This is a genomic window from Streptomyces sp. ISL-12 (genome assembly GCF_018614415.1).
Classification (GTDB): domain Bacteria; phylum Actinomycetota; class Actinomycetes; order Streptomycetales; family Streptomycetaceae; genus Streptomyces.
This window is the reverse complement of the sequence record NZ_JAGGOO010000015.1, coordinates 1-16,540: the sequence shown is the minus strand read 5'-3', so window position 1 is coordinate 16,540 and position 16,540 is coordinate 1. Positions and strand designations below refer to the sequence as shown.

The window sequence follows — 16,540 nt, the reverse complement described above, 5'->3', positions numbered from 1 at the left end:
CCGCCCGGGGCCCGGCCGTCAGGGAGTCAGCCCCCGCACCAGCAGATCCAGCAGCGCGCACACGAACAAGGCGATACCGATGAAGCCGTTGACGCTGAAGAAGGCGCGGTTGAGGCGGGAGAGGTCGTTCGGGCGCACGATGGTGTGCTCGTAGACGAACGCGCCCGCGACGATCAGCAGGCCGAGCCAGAAGAACGTGCCGGCGCCGGTGGCGAGGGCGTACCAGACGAAGAGGGCCGTCGTCACGGTGTGGCAGCCCCGCGCGCCCCAGATCGCGGCCGGGACGCCGAACCGGGCCGGGACCGAGCGGACGCCGACCTCGCGGTCGGTCTCGACGTCCTGGCAGGCGTAGATCAGGTCGAAGCCGCCGATCCAGATGCCGACCGCGAGGCCGAGGATCACCGCGTCCCAGGACCACTCACCCGTGATCGCCAGCCAGCCGCCGATGGGGCCCATCGCCTGGGCGAGACCGAGGATGGCCTGCGGGAAGTTGGTGAACCGCTTGCCGTACGGGTAGACCACCATCGGGATCACCGCGACCGGCGCGAGGGCGAGGCAGAGCGGGTTGAGCAGGGCCGCCGAGCCCAGGAAGACGACGACCGCGACGATCGCGCCGGTCCAGGCGTGCTTGACCGACATCGCGCCGGTGACCAGTTCGCGGTGGGCGGTGCGCGGGTTGCGGGCGTCGATCTCGCGGTCGATGATCCGGTTGACGGCCATCGCGAAGGTGCGCAGGCCCACCATGCAGATGGTCACCAGCAGCAGCCGGCCCCAGTGGATGTTCTCGTCCCACTGGTACATCGCGGTGAGCGAGGCGATGTAGGCGAAGGGCAGCGCGAACACCGAGTGCTCGATCATCACCAGGCGCAGGAACGCCTTGGTACGCCCCGGCTGCCGGGGCAGCGCGGCGGAAGCCGACGTCACAGTCCGTACTCCTTCCAGCGGCGGTCGACCTTCGCCGCCGTCTCCGGGTCGGGCAGCACCATGTCCGGCCAGCCCCCGTCCCGGGTGTACCCCTCCTCGGGAAGCTTCTTCGTCGCGTCGATGCCCGCCTTGCCGCCCCAGAACTGCTGGTAGGAGGCGTGGTCGAGATGGTCGACCGGGCCTTCCGCGACGGTCAGGTCACGGGCGTAGTCCGTGTTGCCGAGCGCCCGCCAGGCGACCTCGTGCAGGTCGTGGACGTCGCAGTCGGAGTCGACGACCACGATCAGCTTGGTCAGCGACATCATGTGCGCGCCCCAGATGGCGTGCATCACCTTCTGGGCGTGTTTGGGGTACTTCTTGTCGATGGACACGATCGCACAGTTGTGGAAGCCGCCCGCCTCCGGGAGGTGGTAGTCCACGATGTCCGGCACGATGATCTTGAGGAGCGGGAGGAAGAAGCGTTCCGTCGCCCGTCCCAGCGGGCCGTCCTCGGTCGGGGGGCGGCCGACGACGATCGACTGGAGCAGCGGACGCTTGCGCATCGTCACACAGTCGATGGTCAGGGCGGGGAAGGGTTCCTGCGGGGTGTAGAAGCCGGTGTGGTCGCCGAAGGGCCCCTCGGGGAGCATCTCGCCGGGTTCCAGCCAGCCTTCCAGTACGACCTCGGCGCCCGCCGGGACCTGGAGCGGGACCGTCTTGCAGTCGACCATCTCGATCCGCTTGCCCTGCACGAACCCGGCGAACAGGTACTCGTCGATGCCCCCGGGGAGCGGGGCGGTCGAGGCGTACGTCACGGCCGGCGGGCAGCCGAAGGCGATCGCGACCGGCAGCCGCTCGCCCCGCCTCGCCGCCACCTGGTAGTGGTTCCGGCTGTCCTTGTGGATCTGCCAGTGCATGCCGATGGTGCGCTTGTCGTGGCGCTGGAGGCGGTAGAGGCCGAGGTTGCGGATGCCGGTCTCGGGGTCCTTGGTGTGGGTGAGGCCCAGGTTGAAGAAGGAACCGCCGTCCTTGGGCCAGGTGAAGAGCGCGGGGAGGCGGTCGAGGTCGACGTCGTCGCCGGTGAGCACGGTCTCCTGGACCGGCGCCTCCTTCACCTTCTTCGGCGGTACGTGCGCCATCGCGCCGAGCTTGCCGAACGCCTCGCGCACCCCGACGAACCCGTGCGGCAGCTCGGGCTTCAGCAACCCGCCGATCTTGTCGGAGATGTCCTCGTACGACGTGAGACCGAGCGCCTTCAGCAGGCGTCGGTCGGTACCGAAGACGTTCATCGCCAGGGGCATGTCGGAGCCCTTGACGTTCTCGAAGAGCAGGGCGGGGCCGCCGGCCTTGTTCACCCGGTCGACGATCTCCCCGACCTCCAGGTAGGGGTCGACCTCGGCCTTGACACGCTTGAGGTCGCCCTCGCGTTCCAGTGCCCTGAGCAGGGAGCGAAGATCGTCGTAAGCCATGCCGTCCAGTATCCCCGAGCGGCTACGCTGAACCCGTACCGCCCACCGCTTTCGCTGGAGAGGCCCCATGCTGCGGGTGCTGATGTTCCTCGTGCCACTGGCGTTGAGCGTCTACGCGTTCATCGACTGCATCAGCACCAAGGACGAGGACGTCCGTCACATGCCCAAGCCGCTGTGGGCGATCCTCGTGCTCCTCTTCCCGCTGGCCGGCTCGATCTCGTGGATCATCGCGGGGAAGAAGCGGCAGCCGGCCGGCGGACCGGGACGGTTCCAGGGCGGCGGCGGGGGCCGGGGCCAGTGGGTCGCCCCCGACGACAACCCGGACTTCCTCAAGTCCCTCGACGAGGACAAGGGCAGGGACGGGGGCGGGGACCGGGACGAGGACCCCAAGGGGGACTGACCGCTCCGGTCACATGAGGGCCGTGACGCGGGCGGGCGCGAGAGCCCGGTCGAAGACCCGTACGTCTCTGACGGTGCCCGGGAAGAAGTCCGTGGGCTTCCCGTCGTACCAGGCCCGGCCGATCACGAACGCGCCGTTCGACGGGGTCGGCGCGGTGTCCTCGACGACCGCTTCCTCCACCCCGTCGACATACAGCCGCAGCCTGCGGTTCGTGCCGTCGCAGACGCCGGTCAGATGGGTCCAGACGCCCCCGGTGGGCGCGGTGCGGCCGACGGCCCGCAGGCCGGGGCGGGAGAAGGCCCATCTCTGGTCCGTGCCGGAGTACTGGAGGTAGAAGCCGCTGGCGCTGTCGGCGTCCTGGCTGACGGCGGTGGCGAAGGTGCCGGGCACGGCGGTGAGGCGGACCCAGGCCGCGACCGTGAAACTACGGCCCGTCCCGGTCTCCAGCACCGGCCCGTCGGTGACGATCTGTCCGGTGCTCCCGTCGAACGTCGCGCCGCCGCCGTCGCCGGTCTGCCAGGTGACGCCGGTCGTGGTGCCGTCGTGGCCGCCCTGGGTGTCGTGGGCGACGGTCCCCGAGGTCTCGTCGAGGAGCCAGTGCCCGACGGGCCGTACGCCGCTCCCGGCGGAGGCGGACGCGGAGGCGGAGGGACTGGGCGTCGGTGACGCGGCGGCGGCGCTGCGGCCGGGCGTGGCCGACCGGTTGAGCCAGAACCCGGTGCCGACACCGATCGCGGCGAGCGCTCCGGCGCCGGAGAACAGCAGGGCCCGTCTGCTGCGGCTCGCGGGCGGGGGCGGTGGCGGTGGGGGCGGCGCGGCCTGGACGCGGGTCGCGGCGGGCGCCGGGGCGACGAGGGTGGGCTGGTGATCGGCGTGCCGGACCTGCGGCATCGGCCCGGCCGGGGCCGGCCGCGCGTGCCCGGTCTCCCAGGCGCCCGCCTCCGCCTCCGGCGCCCACTGGCCGCCGTAGGACAGGACCGTCGCCCCCTCTCCGCCCTGCGGGCCGATCCGGGTGAGGATCACGCGCGGGGTCGGGCGGGCGGCCGGGTCCTTGGCGAGGCAGTCGGCGACGAGGGCGCGCAGGGCCGGGTCGGTGACGGCACCGACGTCGGGGGCGTTGTGCACGACGCGGTAGAGGAGGGCGGGGGTCGGTCCGCCGCCGAAGGGGTTCTGGCCGGTCGCCGCGAAGGCCAGCACCGCGCCGAGACAGAAGACGTCGCTGGCGGGGGTCACCTCGCCGCCGTTGATCTGCTCGGGGGACATGAACCCCGGGGAGCCGGCCAGTTGCCCGGTCGTGGTGATGGACTCGGCCTCGACGCTGCGGACGATGCCGAAGTCGATGACGCGGGGGCCGTCCTCGGCGAGGAGCACGTTGGAGGGCTTGAGGTCGCGGTGGACGAGGTGGGCGGCGTGGATCGACATCAGCGCCTCGGCCAGCCCGGCGGCGAGCGCGGTCACCGCCCTGCTGTCGAACGGCCCCCGCTCGGCGACCGCCTGCTCCAGCGACGGCCCGGCGATGTAACTGGTCACCAGGTACGGCAGGGGCGCGTCCGGATCGGCGTCGATGACCGGCGCGGTGAACGCGCCGCTGACCATCCGGGCCGCCTGCACCTCACGCCGGAACCGGTCCCGGAACTCCGGCCGCCGCACCAGCCCCTCGTGCACCACCTTGACCGCGACGAGCCGTCCGCCCGGCGACCGGCCGAGGTACACCCGGCCCATACCGCCCGCACCCAGCCGCCCCAGCAGCCGGTACTCCCCGACAGAGCGCGGATCGTCCGGCTCCAGCGCTGACACACGTGCCTCCCGGCGTACGACCGACCTCTGAGCGGGAGGCCCAGCATAGAGGTCGGTCGAACATCCGACTGACCTACTCGCCTTCGAAGATCGCTTCGGCTGTGGGGGCGGTGACGGCGCGGGTGAGCCAGCGGCGGAGAACCTCGGGGTCGTCGCACTCCGTGACACGGCTGCGGACGCCATCGGAGATGGTCAGCCCGCGCTGCTCCAGGACGAGCAGAACGTCCTCGGCTCGGCTCTGAGCGCGCACTTCTTCGAAGATGTAGGACTTGTAGAAGGAGAGGTCCACGGCCACCAGGTTCCTCCAGAGGTGCTTGACCGGGCGGTTGCCCAGGCCCTGCGCGGTGAATTCGACGATTGGGTCCAGGATGCCTTCGGGCACGTCCCGCAGCGCTGTGGCAAGGGCCTTCAGTATCGCATTCACGGACGTGTCTGCGGCGTGTGTGATGGCCGCCAGGCTGGCCAGAAAGAGGTCGGCGCGGGCTTCTTCCGGGTCGACGATCACGGGCATGTTGTGCGGGCCGACGACCAAGGGCTGGAGTCTGAGAGTGGGTAGCTCGGGCGGCCCGCTGTGCACCGGCTGCTGAGCCCATTTCGCCGTGGCATGGTCCTGGCACACGACCAGCAGAGCCGTCGGCACCCGGTACTTCGTCCACAGGTACGAGACGTAGTAGGCCCAGCTCGCGGGCTTGTCCGGGTCCTTCTTGCCCTGTGCCTCCACGGCCAGGAGGAAGGGGCCCTGTTCGGCCGTCTCGAAGCGCAGCAGCGTGTCGACGCGGCGTTCGACGGGGCTGGTCTCGGTGAGGTCGGTCGGCAGGGCTGTCGCGCTGACGGGCGTGGGGATCTCCACGCCCAGGTACCGCGAGACCCGGCTGAACAGCCCCGGGTCGTGCTGGAAGATGCGGTGCATCGCCTCGTGAGGCGGGCTGACCATGAGGTTCCTTTACGGGTTCAGTGCTGGGCTGTCGTTCGGCAGTCGCGGCAGCGAGTGCCGGGTTCTGCGGCTCGGATGCTGCGGTCGCAGCCGTCGCAGTTGCGCAGGGGGTGGACGACCGGCGGTGGTGCGGCCGGGGTGCGGAACGGTGGTGGGGGTGGCAGCAGCGCCGTCAGGCGGTGGGCCAGGAGGGCGGCCGGGCGGCGTACGCCCTCGGGTGGGAGGCCGTCGGTCAGGGCGTGGCGTACGGCGGTGGGGGTGACGTCCCGTTCCAGCCAGGCGGCGACGGCGGGGGCCAGGTGGGCCGTGTCGCAGGCGGACAGCAGGAGGCGGGAGTCGTGGTGGCGCAGGCCGGCGAGGAGGTCGGTGGCCTGCTGGAGCAGCGCCGGGGCCTTGCGGCTCGGCTGCGGTACGGCGGGCAGGGCGCGCTTCTTCGGCGTCCGGGGCGCGTGTCGCCGTTCCGGGGCCGGAGACGGCGCCGGGCGGCGGTGCCGACGGGCGGCGGCTGCGGCGGGGTGGTTGCAGGAGACGGTCCGGGTGACGATCCGGCCCGTCGGGGTGCGTTCGCGCTCGCGACGCAGGTAGCCGTGGGCCTCCAGCTCACGCAGGGCGCCGGCGATCCGGGTCGCGCCCTCCTTGAAGCGGGCGGTGAGGCTCTTGATGTCGACGTTCCGCCCCGTGGGCAGCGACTGGATGTGCAGGCCCAGACCGATCGCCAGCAGCGACAACTCCGGGTGCTGGGCGAGGTGGTTGCCGACCACCGTGAAGTTGGCGGTGTGGCGGACATTGTCGTGGATTACGCCCCCGGTGTGCGGCGGCGCGGTAAGGTCGGTGGTACCCATCAGGAAGCGCTCACTTCCTCGGTGGTCAGGCCCTCGCAGTGGGATCGTGAGTCCCGGCGGGGGCCGACGCATGTCTGCGGTCTTGTCGCCCTGAGCGTGCGGGAGTTGAGGGCCGGAAATCCAGCCAGACCGCCGACATTCACCCACCCGAGTGAGACCGCCTCACGGGCGGGAGGGGTGGGGCTTGGTGGGGTTCTTTTTCCCCGAAGTACTTGGATGGGTAATCGCCCGCGACACCGCAACGCGGAAATCCGCGTCCCGGTACGTCAGCGCAGCGACGCGGTGAACGCCGCCCAGGCGGAACGGTTCAGCAGGAGGACGGGGCCGTCCGGCTTCTTGCTGTCACGGACGGGGACGGCGCCCATAAATCCGGGGGCCACCTCGACGCAGTCGCCGCCGTTGGCGCCGCTGTAGCTGCTCTTGATCCACGTCACGGTGCGGAGCTGATGGCTGGTCATCGGCCTCGTATCCTTCCAACACGTCACGGATCAGACTCGCGGACTCGGGCGCCGACAGCACGTCCGCCCTGAGCACATCATATGTCCGGGTGTGGTGCATGAAGACGGCCGGATCATCGCTGAAGTGGCCCCGGTCCAACGACTCCGAGTACACCCACCGCTGCCCACCGGGGAGTTCGATCAGCGACAGGGAGGTGTCGGGGCGGTCGATGTCCGCCCAGCCCAACGGCGCGATTTGAATACGGATGTTGGGCAGGCGCCCGACGGCGAGCAGATGCTCACACTGCCCCCGCATGACGTCCGGGCCACCCACCACGTGCCGAAGGCAACTTTCGTCCAGGACAGCAAGGTAGAACGGGCCGCCCTTCTCAAGGAATCGCCGCTGTCGGCTCAGTCGAGCGCTCACCCGGTCTTCCACATCGTCCGGTTGCGCGAGCCGTCGGCCGAAGAGCGCTGTCGCGTATTCAGGCGTCTGCAACAACCCGGGAATCACCTGCGTCTGATACGCCCGGACAACCACCGCCTCCGCGTCCATGCGCGCCCTGCGCTCGAACCAATCCGGATGCTCCACCTGCGGATACCAGTCGATCCGCCGCCAAAGCCGCAGCAGCACCCCGCCCGTGCCCAGCAACTCGTCGCACGCCTTGGCGAACGTGTCCTGGGGCACCCGCGTCCCCGCCTCCACCCGCGCGACGTGCGACCGGTCGCAGTGGACGCGTCTCGCCAGTTCGGCCTGCGTCAGGCCCGCAGCCTCCCGGAAATGCCGGAGCACCTCACCGAAGACAGCCGCCGTGGTGGCACCCGAGGCCGCCCCCTCCGCATTACGCCGACTCACCCCAGCCCCTCCCCCCGCCGTGACAGTGGACCAGTGTCACGTGCACAGCATTGCTCCCGATGATTCCCCTGCGCAACGCTCGTTACACGCACAGTAATGAGAGGGAACGGCATGGAAGTAGGAGCGTTGGTCTACGACCCGCAGCGAGGTCAGGTCGGCGAGTACCGGGACCGCCTCGGTCCCCACGTGATGCTCCGCCCCGTCGGCGGTGGCCGCGAGTGGCAGGCCGACCCGGCGGCGGTGCGTCCGGCCACGCAGGAGGAGCGGATGCTCGCCGGCGTCCGGGCCGCCAACGGCCGTTCCGGCGTCGGCACGGCGCGGGACCGGGACCGGCCACCGGTCCCGGTCCCCGGCTGCGCCCCCTGCGCCGACCTGGCCGAGCGGCGCGACCACGCGCGGGCGGTCGGGGACGCCAGCGCCGTGACCGACGCCGACGTGCTCCTGGACCGGCATCAGGGGAGCGAACACGGCACAGTTGACGGCATGGACCGAGAAAACGCACGCTCCTGGCTCACCACCGCCGTCGAAGAGGCCCGCGCCGGGCTCGCGGAGGGCGGCATTCCCATCGGGGCCGCCCTCTACGGGGCAGACGGCACGCTGCTCGGGCGCGGACACAACCGGCGCGTCCAGGACGGCGACCCCTCCCTGCACGCGGAGACCGCCGCCTTCCGCGCGGCGGGACGGCAGCGGTCGTACCGGGGGACGACGATGGTGACGACGCTGTCCCCGTGCTGGTACTGCTCGGGGCTGGTCCGGCAGTTCGGGATCTCCCGGGTGGTGATCGGCGAGGCGGCCACCTTCCAGGGCGGGCACGACTGGCTGGCCGGCCACGGTGTGGAGATCGTGCTGCTGGACGACGCCGGCTGTACGGCGATGATGCGTGACTTCATCGCACGGAACCCCGGACTGTGGCACGAGGACATCGGTGAGACCGAGTGACGGGTCCCCGTCCGTACGCCGAAGGCCGGTTCCCGTGACGCGCGTCATGGGCCGGCCTTCGGTGTGCGGAGGGGGTCAGACTCCCGCGTAGGAGTGCTTGCCTGAGACGAAGATGTTGACGCCGTAGTAGTTGAACAGCCAGCAGGCGAAGGCGGCCAGGGCCAGGTAGGCGGCCTTGCGGCCCTTCCAGCCGGCGGTGGCGCGGGCGTGCAGGTAGCCGGCGTAGGCGACCCAGGTGATGAAGGACCAGGTCTCCTTGGGGTCCCAGCCCCAGTAGCGGCCCCAGGCGTCGCCCGCCCAGATGGCGCCCGCGATGATCGTGAACGTCCACAGCGGGAAGACCGCGGCGTTGACGCGGTAGCCGAACTTGTCGAGGGAGGCGGCCGAGGGCAGCCGGTCCAGGACGGAGTCGGCGAAGCGGCCGGGGGTGCCGCCGGAGGCGAGCTTGTTCTCGTAGGAGTCCTTGAACAGGTACAGCACCGTCGAGACCGCGCCGACGTAGAAGACCGCGCCGCACAGGATCGCCGTGGAGACGTGGATGTACAGCCAGTACGAGTGCAGGGCGGGGACGAGCTGGTCGCTGGCCGTGTAGAGGACGGTGACGGCGAGGCCGAGGTCGAGCAGGACCGTCGTGATCAGGGGCAGGCCGAGCCAGCGGATGTTCTTCTTCAGGAGCAGCAGCACCACGTACACGCCGACGGCGACCGTCGAGAACGTGATGGAGAACTCGTACATGTTGCCCCACGGCGCCCGCCGCACGGACAGCGCCCGGGTGAGCACGCCGCCGAACTCGATCAGGAAGGCGAGCACGGTGAGGGAGATGGCGATACGGCCGTAGAGGTCGCCCTGCTCCGTGCCGCCGGCCGCGCCGGGGCCGTCCGGCACGTCGCGGGCGCTCGCCGCCGACCGGACGACGACCTTGGGGCGTTCCAGTACGGCGGTGCCGCCGGCCTTCTGCACGGTGACGGCGGGGCCGGCCTTCGCGCCCGCGCTCTCCTGCGCGGTGAGCGCGGCGGCCGTCCGTCCGACCTTGCTGCGGCTGCCGAAGATCCACTCGGCGATGTAGGCGAAGAAGGCCAGGGTGTAGACCGCCATCGACGAGTAGATCAGCGTGTTGCTGATGTTCGCGAGGTTCTCGTTGGTCGCTGCGGCCAGTTGGGTCGCGTCGGCGAGAGTCACTTCTTCTCAGCCCTCTCGGCAGGTGCGGAAGGTTCGGTTTCGGGATCGGTGTCGGTGTCGGGGGCGCCGGGCGCCCGGTCGTAGAGGACACCGGCGAGGTCGCCGAGTTCCTCGGGGAGCTTCGCGGACTCGCTGCGGCCGAGGCCGGCCATCTCGACGACGGTGACGCCGTCGGGGCCCTCGACGGCCCGCACCCACACCCGGCGGCGCTGGATGAACAGGGAGCCGGCCAGGCCGAAGATGGCGACGAGCGCGCCGCCGAGCGCCCAGCCGCTGCCGGGCTGCGCGGTGACCTGGAAGCCGGCCCACTCCTGGATGCCCTCGAAGGTGACCGAGCCGTTGCCGCCCGGGAGCTGCATGGTCTGGCCGACCTTGAGCTGCTTCTTGTACAGCTCGCCGTCGGAGTCCTTGAACTCCTTCAGGTTCTTGTCGTCGAGCTGGTACACGCTCTGCGGGATGCCCGAGTCCACGCCGAGGTCGCCGTGGTAGGCGGAGAGCGCGAGCATCGGGTTGAGCAGCGCCGGGAAGGTGGAGAGCATCGTCGAGCCCGCGCCGCCGTAGGTCGGCAGGAAGAACGCGTTGAAGCCGAGCTGCTCCTTCTCTCCCTTGGCGTTGCGGTAGCCGTCCATCACCTTGATGGCGCCGGAGGAGGTGACGTTGGCGTCCAGCGGCAGCAGGGCGTACGCCTCGTGGTCGACGACGACGTTGCCGTCGGCGTCCTTGACGGTGACGATCGGGGCGTAGCCGTGGCTGACGAGGTAGACCTTGGAGCCGTCGATCTCCAGCGGCTCGTTGACCTTGACGGTGGTCGACTTCTCCTTGCCGTAGGCGCCCTCGCTGTACGTGATCCTCGCTTCGAACGTGCGCGGGGTGCCCTTGTTGGGGCCGGAGGTCTCGTAGGTGCCCTTGAAGTCCTTCAGGGTGAAGCTGAACGGGTCCAGGTCGTCCTGCGACCACAGGTTGCCGGACTTGAAGTCGTCGTACTGGGTGAGCGTGTTGGAGAAGCCGTCGCCCTCCAGGACCAGTTTGTTGCCCTCGTACTTGAAGAGCTGGCCCCAGGCGAAGGCGATCAGCATCACGATCAGCGCGATGTGGAAGGCGAGGTTGCCGACCTCGCGCAGGTAGCCCTTCTCGGCGGCGACGGCGTCGCCGTCCAGGTGGGCGCGGAAGCGGCGCTGCTTCAGCAGCTTCAGCGCGGCCTCGCGGACCTCCTCGGGCGCGGTGCCGGTGCGCCAGGTGGTGTAGGCGGGCAGCCGGGTCAGGCGGCGGGGGGCGCGGGGCGGCCGGCCGCGGAGCTGGCCGACGAACTGCCAGGTGCGCGGGACGATGCAGCCGATGAGGGAGACGAAGAGCAGGATGTAGATCGCCGAGAACCACACCGAGCTGTAGACGTGGAAGAGCCCGAGCTTCTCGTAGACGGGCGCGAGGGTCTCGTGGTCCTGGTAGAACTGGTCGACCTTGGTGGGGTCGGTGCCGTCCTGCGGGATCAGCGAGCCGGGGATGGCACCCAGCGACAGCAGCAGGAGCAGCAGCAGCGCCACCCGCATCGAGGTGAGCTGCCGCCAGAACCAGCGCGCCCAGCCGATGACGCCCATGGCGGGCAGGGTCGGCGCCTCCTCCTTGGGGGCGGTGGACAGCTGGGAGCCGGCGGCGCCCAGTTCCTGGTCGTCACCGGCCTTCCGCGAGTCGTCCGTCGTCGTCTTGCTCATCGCGTCAGATCCCTACAGTGAAGCCGTTGGACCAGGTCTGCATCTGCTGCACGATGCTGTCCCACGCGCCGGTCAGCAGCAGCAGTCCGGTGGCGATCATCATGATGCCGCCGATCCGCATCACCCAGACGTAGTGGCGCTTGACCCAGTCGAAGGCGCCCAGCGCCTTGCGGAAGGCGACCGCGGCGAGCACGAAGGGCACGCCGAGGCCGAGGCAGTAGGCCACGGTCAGTATGGCGCCGCGCCCGGCGCTGGCCTGGTCGGAGGAGAGCGCCAGGACCGAGGCGAGGGTGGGGCCGATGCACGGGGTCCAGCCGATGCCGAACAGGGCGCCGAGCAGCGGGGCGCCGACCAGCCCGGTCGCGGGCCGCTTGTGGAAGCGGAACTCGCGCTGGGTGAGCCAGGGCATCAGGCCCATGAAGAAGACACCCAGGACGACCATGAGGACGCCGAGCACCTTGGTCAGGACGGAGCGCTCCTCCTGGAGGGTCTGCCCGAAGAACCCGAACAGCGCGCCGCCGGAGACGAACACCGCCGTGAAGCCCAGGACGAAGAGGGACGCGCCGATCGCCATGCGGCCGCGGCGGGCGTCGGCGAGGTCGGTGCCGGTGACCCCGGTCACGTAGGAGAGGTAGCCGGGGACCAGGGGCAGGACGCAGGGCGAGAAGAAGGAGACGAGGCCGCCGAGGAGCGCGATCGGCAGGGCGAGCAGCAGCGCGCCGCTGCGTACGGTCTCGCCGGGGTCGGCGGCGAGGGTGGACAGGGCGGCGGTCACGTCACTTCCCCGCTCACTTCTCCGCCAGGACCGGCTTGAGCATCTTGCGCAGCTTCTCCTCGCTGAGGGCCTGGAGGGTGCGCGCGGCGATCCTGCCCTCGCGGTCGATGACCAGCGTGGAGGGGATGGCCTGGGGGTTGAGGGTGCCCTTCTCGAAGCGGAGCATCAGCTTGCCGGCCGGGTCGTACAGGCTCGGGTAGCTGATCCCGTACTCCTTCTCGAAGGCCTTGGCGGGGCCGGTGGAGGTGTCGCGGGTGTTGATGCCGACGAACTGGACGCCCTGGTCCTTGACGTCCTGGTAGACCTTCTCGAAGTTCTTGGCCTCGGCGCGGCAGGGCGGGCACCAGGAGCCCCATACGTTGAGGACGACGACCTTGCCCTGGTAGTCGTCGACGTCGAGCTGCTCGCCGTCGACGGTCTCGCCGGAGAGGTCGGGGATGGCGGTGCGGTCGCCCTGGTCCACCGTGGCGACGCCGTCCGCGCCGGTGATGTAGTTGGTGTCGCCGCCACCGCCCGACGTCCCGCCGGAGCCGCACGCGGACACGAGCAGCGCGCCGGCGACGGCACCGGCGGCCAGGGCGGCGCGGCGGGCGCGGGCGGTGGTGCGGTTCGAACCCAGGGGGCCCCGGGAACCCGAGGGACCCAGGGGGGAACGGCTGGCGGCACTCATGTGAAAAGTTTCGCATGTCCGTTCCGAGGATCTTGCGCACCCCCCTCGCGACCGCGAACCCGCACCTCAGGCGCTGGTGGGGGCCGCTTTCAGGAAGGTCTTCCAGCCGCCGGCCGGCGCGGTGCCGACCTCCAGCGTGCGCAGCTTGCCGAGCACCTCGGGACGCTGGGCGTCCAGCCAGTCGGTGAACTGCCGGAAGGAGACCAGCCGGATGTCGCCGCCCTTCTCCTTCTCGCGCGCGATGTGCCGGAGCGCCTCTTCCACGGCGTCCATGTATATGCCGCCGTTCCACTCCTCGAAGTGGTTGCCGACGAAGAAGGGGGCGCGGTTCGTCTCGTAGGCCCGCCGGAAGCCGGATATGTACGACTGGGCGGCCTGCTCGCGCCAGCCCGGGTAGTTGGCGGGCGGCGCCTTGGTCGAGTTGACGGACTGGTTGGCCAGCATGTTGTAGTCCATCGACAGGACCTCGAAGGAATGTCCGGGGAAAGGTATCTGCTGCAACGGCAGGTCCCAGATCCCGTCCCGCTTCACCGGCCACACCTGCCGGCCGCCGGGCGAGGAGGCGTCGTAGCGCCAGCCCAGCTCGCGGGCGGTGGGCAGCAGGTTCTCCTGGCCGAGCAGACAGGGGGTGCGGCCGCCGGCCAGTTCCTTGTCGTAGTCGAAGGGGAGGGCGGGCAGGTCGGTCCAGCCGGTGTTGGTCCGCCACTCGGTCACGAACTTCTTCGCCTGGTCGATCTCGTCGCGCCACTGCGCGGGGGTCCAGTGGGCGACGGAGCCGGAACCGGCGCAGAAGTGCCCGTTGAAGTGGGTGCCGATCTCGTGCCCGTCCAGCCACGCCCGGCGGACGTTCTTCAGCGTCTCCTTGATGTGGGCGTCGGTGAGGTAGCCGATGTCGGAGGCGCCGCGCGGGTTGTTCGGCGGTTCGTACAGGCGCTTCTTCGACTCGGGCAGGAGGTAGAGCCCGGAGAGGAAGAAGGTCATGTGCGCGTCGTGTTCCTCGGCGAGTTCCAGGAAGCGCGGGAAGAGGCCGTTGCCGACCTCGCCGGCGCCGTCCCAGGAGAAGACCACGAACTGCGGCGGCGCCTGGCCCGGCTCCAGCGGCTCGGCCGCGGCGGGCTGGTGGGGCTGCTTGCCGGTGAACTCCGTGGAGCCGTCGCCGAGGGGGCGGGCGGTCACGGTCGGGCTCGGCGCCCGCCGGGTGGGGGAACCGGCCGCCTCCGGCTTCAGGCCGTCCGAGGTGCCGGAGCCGCCGCAGCCCGTCAGTCCGACGGCCGCCGCGGCGCCCGCGCCGAGGCCGAGCGCGCTCCGGCGGCTGAGGATCCGGCGGGTGGTGGTGGGCATGGTGTCCCCGTTCGTCACGTCCTGTGCTGGTCACCCAGTCAGAGGACGCGACGAACGGGCGGGTTCCGGAAATGCGTGCGGATTTCGTGACGTGCGCGCCGCGGGCAGTGCTGGGCTGCTGGGCCGCGCCCCGGAACCCGGAACCCGGAACCCGGAACCCGGAACCCGGAACCCGGACCCTCAGGCCCCGAACGCCTTGCCCTTCCCCTTCACCGGCTTGGCGCCGGCGAGGAGGTGGGCGGGGACGAGGTCACGGGCGGGCTCGGAGTACCCGACCGACACGATCCGGTCGCCCTGGTACGTGAACGTCGTCAGGGACGCGAGCGTGCACTGCCGCTTGCGCGGGTCGTGCCACAGGCGGCGCCGCTCGATGTAGGACCGCACGATCCAGATCGGCAGCTGGTGGCTGACGACGACGGCCTCGTGCCCGCGGGCCCGGTCCTTCGCCGTGTCCAGCGCCGCCTTCATCCGCACCACCTGGTCGACGTACGGCTCGCCCCAGGACGGCCTGAACGGGTTGACCACGTGCCGCCAGTTGGCGGGGCGGCGCAGCGCGCCGTCGCCGATGCCGAAGGTCTTGCCCTGGAAGACGTTGGCGGCCTCGATGAGCCGCTCGTCGGTGTCCAGGTCGAGCCCGTGCTCCTTGGCGATCGGGGTCGCCGTCTCCTGCGCCCGCTCCAGCGGCGAGGCGACGACGTACGTCACGTCGCGCGGGGCGAGGTGCTCGGCGACCCGGTCGGCCATCCGCCGGCCCAGCTCGGAGAGGTGGTAGCCGGGCAGCCGGCCGTACAGCACGCCGCCGGGGTTCTCCACCTCGCCGTGCCGCATCAGGTGGACGACGGTGATGTCGCGGTCGCGGTCGGCGCTGCTCATGCGGTCGCCTCCGCCGCCGCCCGGGCCGCCGCCGGCAGGGCGTCGGCGATCCGCTGCACGGCCCGCTCGTCGTGCGCGGCGGACACGAACCAGGACTCGAAGGAGGACGGCGGCAGGTAGACGCCGTTCGCGAGGAGGGAGTGGAAGAAGGCGGTGAAGCGGAAGGACTCCTGCGCCTTGGCGTCCGCGTAGTTGCGCACCGGGCCGTCGGTGAAGAAGACGGAGAACATGTTGGAGGCGGTCTGGATGGTGTGCGCCACCCCCTCCTTGCCGAGCGCCTCGCCGACCAGGCCCTGGATCTGGGCGGAGGTGGCGTTGATCTTGTCGTACACCGCCTCGTCGAGCAGCCGGAGCTGGGCCAGACCGGCGGCGGTGGCGACCGGGTTCCCGGAGAGGGTGCCGGCCTGGTAGACGGGGCCGGCCGGGGCGAGGTACGCCATGACGTCCGCGCGCCCCCCGAAGGCGGCGGCGGGGAACCCGCCCCCCATCACCTTGCCGAAGGTCATCAGGTCGGGGACGACGCCTTCCACCCCGTACCAACCGGCACGGCTGGTCCGGAAGCCGGTCATCACCTCGTCGGAGACGAACAGCGCGCCGTTGGCGGCGCAGGCGTCCTTCAGTCCCTGGTTGAAGCCGGGCAGCGGCGGTACGACGCCCATGTTGCCCGGCGACGCCTCGGTGATGACGCAGGCGATCTCACCGGGGTGGGCGGCGAAGGCGGCGTGCACGGCGTCGAGGTCGTTGTACGGCAGCACGATCGTGTCGCTCGCCTGGGCGCCGGTGACGCCGGGGGTGTCGGGCAGCGCGAAGGTGGCGACCCCGCTGCCGGCCGCGGCGAGCAGCGAGTCGACGTGGCCGTGGTAGCACCCGGCGAACTTGACGACCTTGGTGCGCTGGGTGAACCCGCGCGCCAGCCGGATCGCCGACATGGTCGCCTCGGTCCCGCTGGACACCAGCCGCACCTGCTCCAGCGGCGCGACCCGCTCGACCATGGCCTCGGCGAGCGCGACCTCGCCCTCGGCGGGCGTGCCGAACGACGTCCCGCGCGCGACCGCCTCCTGTACGGCGGCGACCACCTCGGGGTGCGCGTGCCCGAGGATCATCGGGCCCCAGGAGCAGACGAGGTCCACGTACTCCCGGCCGTCGGCGTCGGTCAGGTACGGCCCGGTGCCGGACACCATGAACCGCGGGGTGCCGCCCACCGCGCCGAAGGCCCGCACCGGGGAGTTCACCCCGCCGGGCGTGACGGCCGCGGCACGGTCGAACAGCGCCTGCGAGGCCGGTGCTTCGTATGGATATGCCAGTTCGCTCATGACCTGCGACTTCTCCGACCTTCTCGACCTTCTCCGACTTCTCGGACTCCGGTTGCGGGGGTGACCTCCTCAGGGTAGGCCAGCGGGCGGGTGGCGCCGGGGG

The 16,540-nt window shown here is 70.9% G+C and carries 16 protein-coding genes; 2 read left to right on the top strand and 14 right to left on the bottom strand.

What is annotated here, in order from left to right; genetic code table 11:
* Positions 1-18 precede the first annotated feature (18 nt).
* Positions 19-924: a menaquinone biosynthesis prenyltransferase MqnP gene (mqnP, locus tag J7I94_RS04175; RefSeq protein ID WP_215165179.1), complete on the bottom strand. Its 906-nt coding sequence runs from the start codon at positions 922-924 to the stop codon at positions 19-21.
* Positions 921-2,372, bottom strand: coding sequence for a menaquinone biosynthesis decarboxylase (locus J7I94_RS04170; RefSeq protein ID WP_215165178.1), 1,452 nt, complete (start codon positions 2,370-2,372; stop codon positions 921-923). The genes mqnP and J7I94_RS04170 overlap by 4 nt, the downstream gene beginning before the upstream one ends.
* 67 nt (positions 2,373-2,439) lie before the next feature.
* Here J7I94_RS04170 and J7I94_RS04165 point away from each other — a divergent pair, with 67 nt between their 5' ends.
* Positions 2,440-2,772, top strand: a complete 333-nt coding sequence (locus J7I94_RS04165; protein ID WP_215165177.1) for a PLD nuclease N-terminal domain-containing protein — start codon at positions 2,440-2,442, stop codon at positions 2,770-2,772.
* Positions 2,773-2,781: 9 nt separating this feature from the next.
* Here J7I94_RS04165 and J7I94_RS04160 read toward each other — a convergent pair whose 3' ends face one another.
* The 5 genes from J7I94_RS04160 to J7I94_RS04140 all read right to left on the bottom strand — a co-directional run bounded on the left by J7I94_RS04160 (position 2,782) and on the right by J7I94_RS04140 (position 7,638).
* Positions 2,782-4,569 (bottom strand): LamG-like jellyroll fold domain-containing protein, encoded by a 1,788-nt coding sequence (locus tag J7I94_RS04160; RefSeq protein WP_215165176.1) that lies wholly within the window; start codon positions 4,567-4,569, stop codon positions 2,782-2,784.
* 73 nt (positions 4,570-4,642) lie between these two features.
* Entirely contained in the window at positions 4,643-5,503 is an 861-nt protein-coding gene (locus J7I94_RS04155; RefSeq protein ID WP_215165175.1) for a hypothetical protein, read from the bottom strand.
* A 17-nt stretch (positions 5,504-5,520) separates the two neighbouring features.
* A complete protein-coding gene (locus J7I94_RS04150; RefSeq protein WP_215165174.1) occupies positions 5,521-6,345 on the bottom strand; it encodes a helix-turn-helix domain-containing protein in 825 nt (274 codons plus the stop codon).
* 266 nt (positions 6,346-6,611) lie between these two features.
* On the bottom strand, positions 6,612-6,725 hold the full coding sequence (locus J7I94_RS04145) for a DUF397 domain-containing protein (protein WP_308114490.1): 114 nt from the start codon (positions 6,723-6,725) through the stop codon (positions 6,612-6,614).
* A complete protein-coding gene (locus J7I94_RS04140; RefSeq protein ID WP_215165172.1) occupies positions 6,688-7,638 on the bottom strand; it encodes a helix-turn-helix transcriptional regulator in 951 nt (316 codons plus the stop codon). The genes J7I94_RS04145 and J7I94_RS04140 overlap by 38 nt, the downstream gene beginning before the upstream one ends.
* Before the next feature lie 483 nt (positions 7,639-8,121).
* On the opposite strand from J7I94_RS04140, the gene J7I94_RS04130 reads away from it, so the two are divergent.
* Positions 8,122-8,577 carry a nucleoside deaminase gene (locus J7I94_RS04130; protein WP_215165292.1) on the top strand — a complete coding sequence of 152 codons (456 nt, stop codon included), beginning with the start codon at positions 8,122-8,124 and terminating at the stop codon, positions 8,575-8,577.
* Between the two features lie 75 nt (positions 8,578-8,652).
* Here the strand turns inward: J7I94_RS04130 and ccsB are convergent, their stop codons facing one another.
* The 7 genes from ccsB to hemL form a co-directional block, all read right to left on the bottom strand.
* Positions 8,653-9,756 (bottom strand): c-type cytochrome biogenesis protein CcsB, encoded by a 1,104-nt coding sequence (ccsB, locus tag J7I94_RS04125; protein WP_215165171.1) that lies wholly within the window; start codon positions 9,754-9,756, stop codon positions 8,653-8,655.
* Positions 9,753-11,465 (bottom strand): cytochrome c biogenesis protein ResB, encoded by a 1,713-nt coding sequence (locus tag J7I94_RS04120; protein WP_215165170.1) that lies wholly within the window; start codon positions 11,463-11,465, stop codon positions 9,753-9,755. Before J7I94_RS04120 ends, ccsB begins: the two co-directional genes overlap by 4 nt.
* Before the next feature lie 4 nt (positions 11,466-11,469).
* Positions 11,470-12,240, bottom strand: a complete 771-nt coding sequence (locus J7I94_RS04115; RefSeq protein WP_308114489.1) for a cytochrome c biogenesis protein CcdA — start codon at positions 12,238-12,240, stop codon at positions 11,470-11,472.
* 13 nt (positions 12,241-12,253) lie between these two features.
* Complete coding sequence (locus J7I94_RS04110) at positions 12,254-12,910, bottom strand: TlpA disulfide reductase family protein (RefSeq protein ID WP_215165169.1); 657 nt, start codon at positions 12,908-12,910, stop codon at positions 12,254-12,256.
* 66 nt (positions 12,911-12,976) lie between these two features.
* Positions 12,977-14,251, bottom strand: coding sequence for a hypothetical protein (locus tag J7I94_RS04105; RefSeq protein ID WP_215165167.1), 1,275 nt, complete (start codon positions 14,249-14,251; stop codon positions 12,977-12,979).
* A 180-nt stretch (positions 14,252-14,431) separates the two neighbouring features.
* Positions 14,432-15,124 carry a histidine phosphatase family protein gene (locus tag J7I94_RS04100; RefSeq protein ID WP_215165165.1) on the bottom strand — a complete coding sequence of 231 codons (693 nt, stop codon included), beginning with the start codon at positions 15,122-15,124 and terminating at the stop codon, positions 14,432-14,434.
* Positions 15,121-16,437 carry a glutamate-1-semialdehyde 2,1-aminomutase gene (gene hemL / locus J7I94_RS04095; protein WP_215165164.1) on the bottom strand — a complete coding sequence of 439 codons (1,317 nt, stop codon included), beginning with the start codon at positions 16,435-16,437 and terminating at the stop codon, positions 15,121-15,123. The genes J7I94_RS04100 and hemL overlap by 4 nt, the downstream gene beginning before the upstream one ends.
* Positions 16,438-16,540 lie beyond the last annotated feature (103 nt).

Bases quoted from the DNA above. Each gene is read 5' to 3' on its own strand.
- J7I94_RS04170 (WP_215165178.1), bottom strand. From the start codon at position 2,372: ATGGCTTACGACGATCTTCGCTCCCTGCTCAGGGCACTGGAACGCGAG.
- J7I94_RS04165 (WP_215165177.1), top strand. From the start codon at position 2,440: ATGCTGCGGGTGCTGATGTTCCTCGTGCCACTGGCGTTGAGCGTCTAC.
- J7I94_RS04155 (WP_215165175.1), bottom strand. From the start codon at position 5,503: ATGGTCAGCCCGCCTCACGAGGCGATGCACCGCATCTTCCAGCACGAC.
- J7I94_RS04150 (WP_215165174.1), bottom strand. From the start codon at position 6,345: ATGGGTACCACCGACCTTACCGCGCCGCCGCACACCGGGGGCGTAATC.
- J7I94_RS04130 (WP_215165292.1), top strand. From the start codon at position 8,122: ATGGACCGAGAAAACGCACGCTCCTGGCTCACCACCGCCGTCGAAGAG.
- J7I94_RS04120 (WP_215165170.1), bottom strand. From the start codon at position 11,465: ATGAGCAAGACGACGACGGACGACTCGCGGAAGGCCGGTGACGACCAG.
- J7I94_RS04110 (WP_215165169.1), bottom strand. From the start codon at position 12,910: ATGAGTGCCGCCAGCCGTTCCCCCCTGGGTCCCTCGGGTTCCCGGGGC.
- J7I94_RS04105 (WP_215165167.1), bottom strand. From the start codon at position 14,251: ATGCCCACCACCACCCGCCGGATCCTCAGCCGCCGGAGCGCGCTCGGC.
- J7I94_RS04100 (WP_215165165.1), bottom strand. From the start codon at position 15,124: ATGAGCAGCGCCGACCGCGACCGCGACATCACCGTCGTCCACCTGATG.
- hemL (WP_215165164.1), bottom strand. From the start codon at position 16,437: ATGAGCGAACTGGCATATCCATACGAAGCACCGGCCTCGCAGGCGCTG.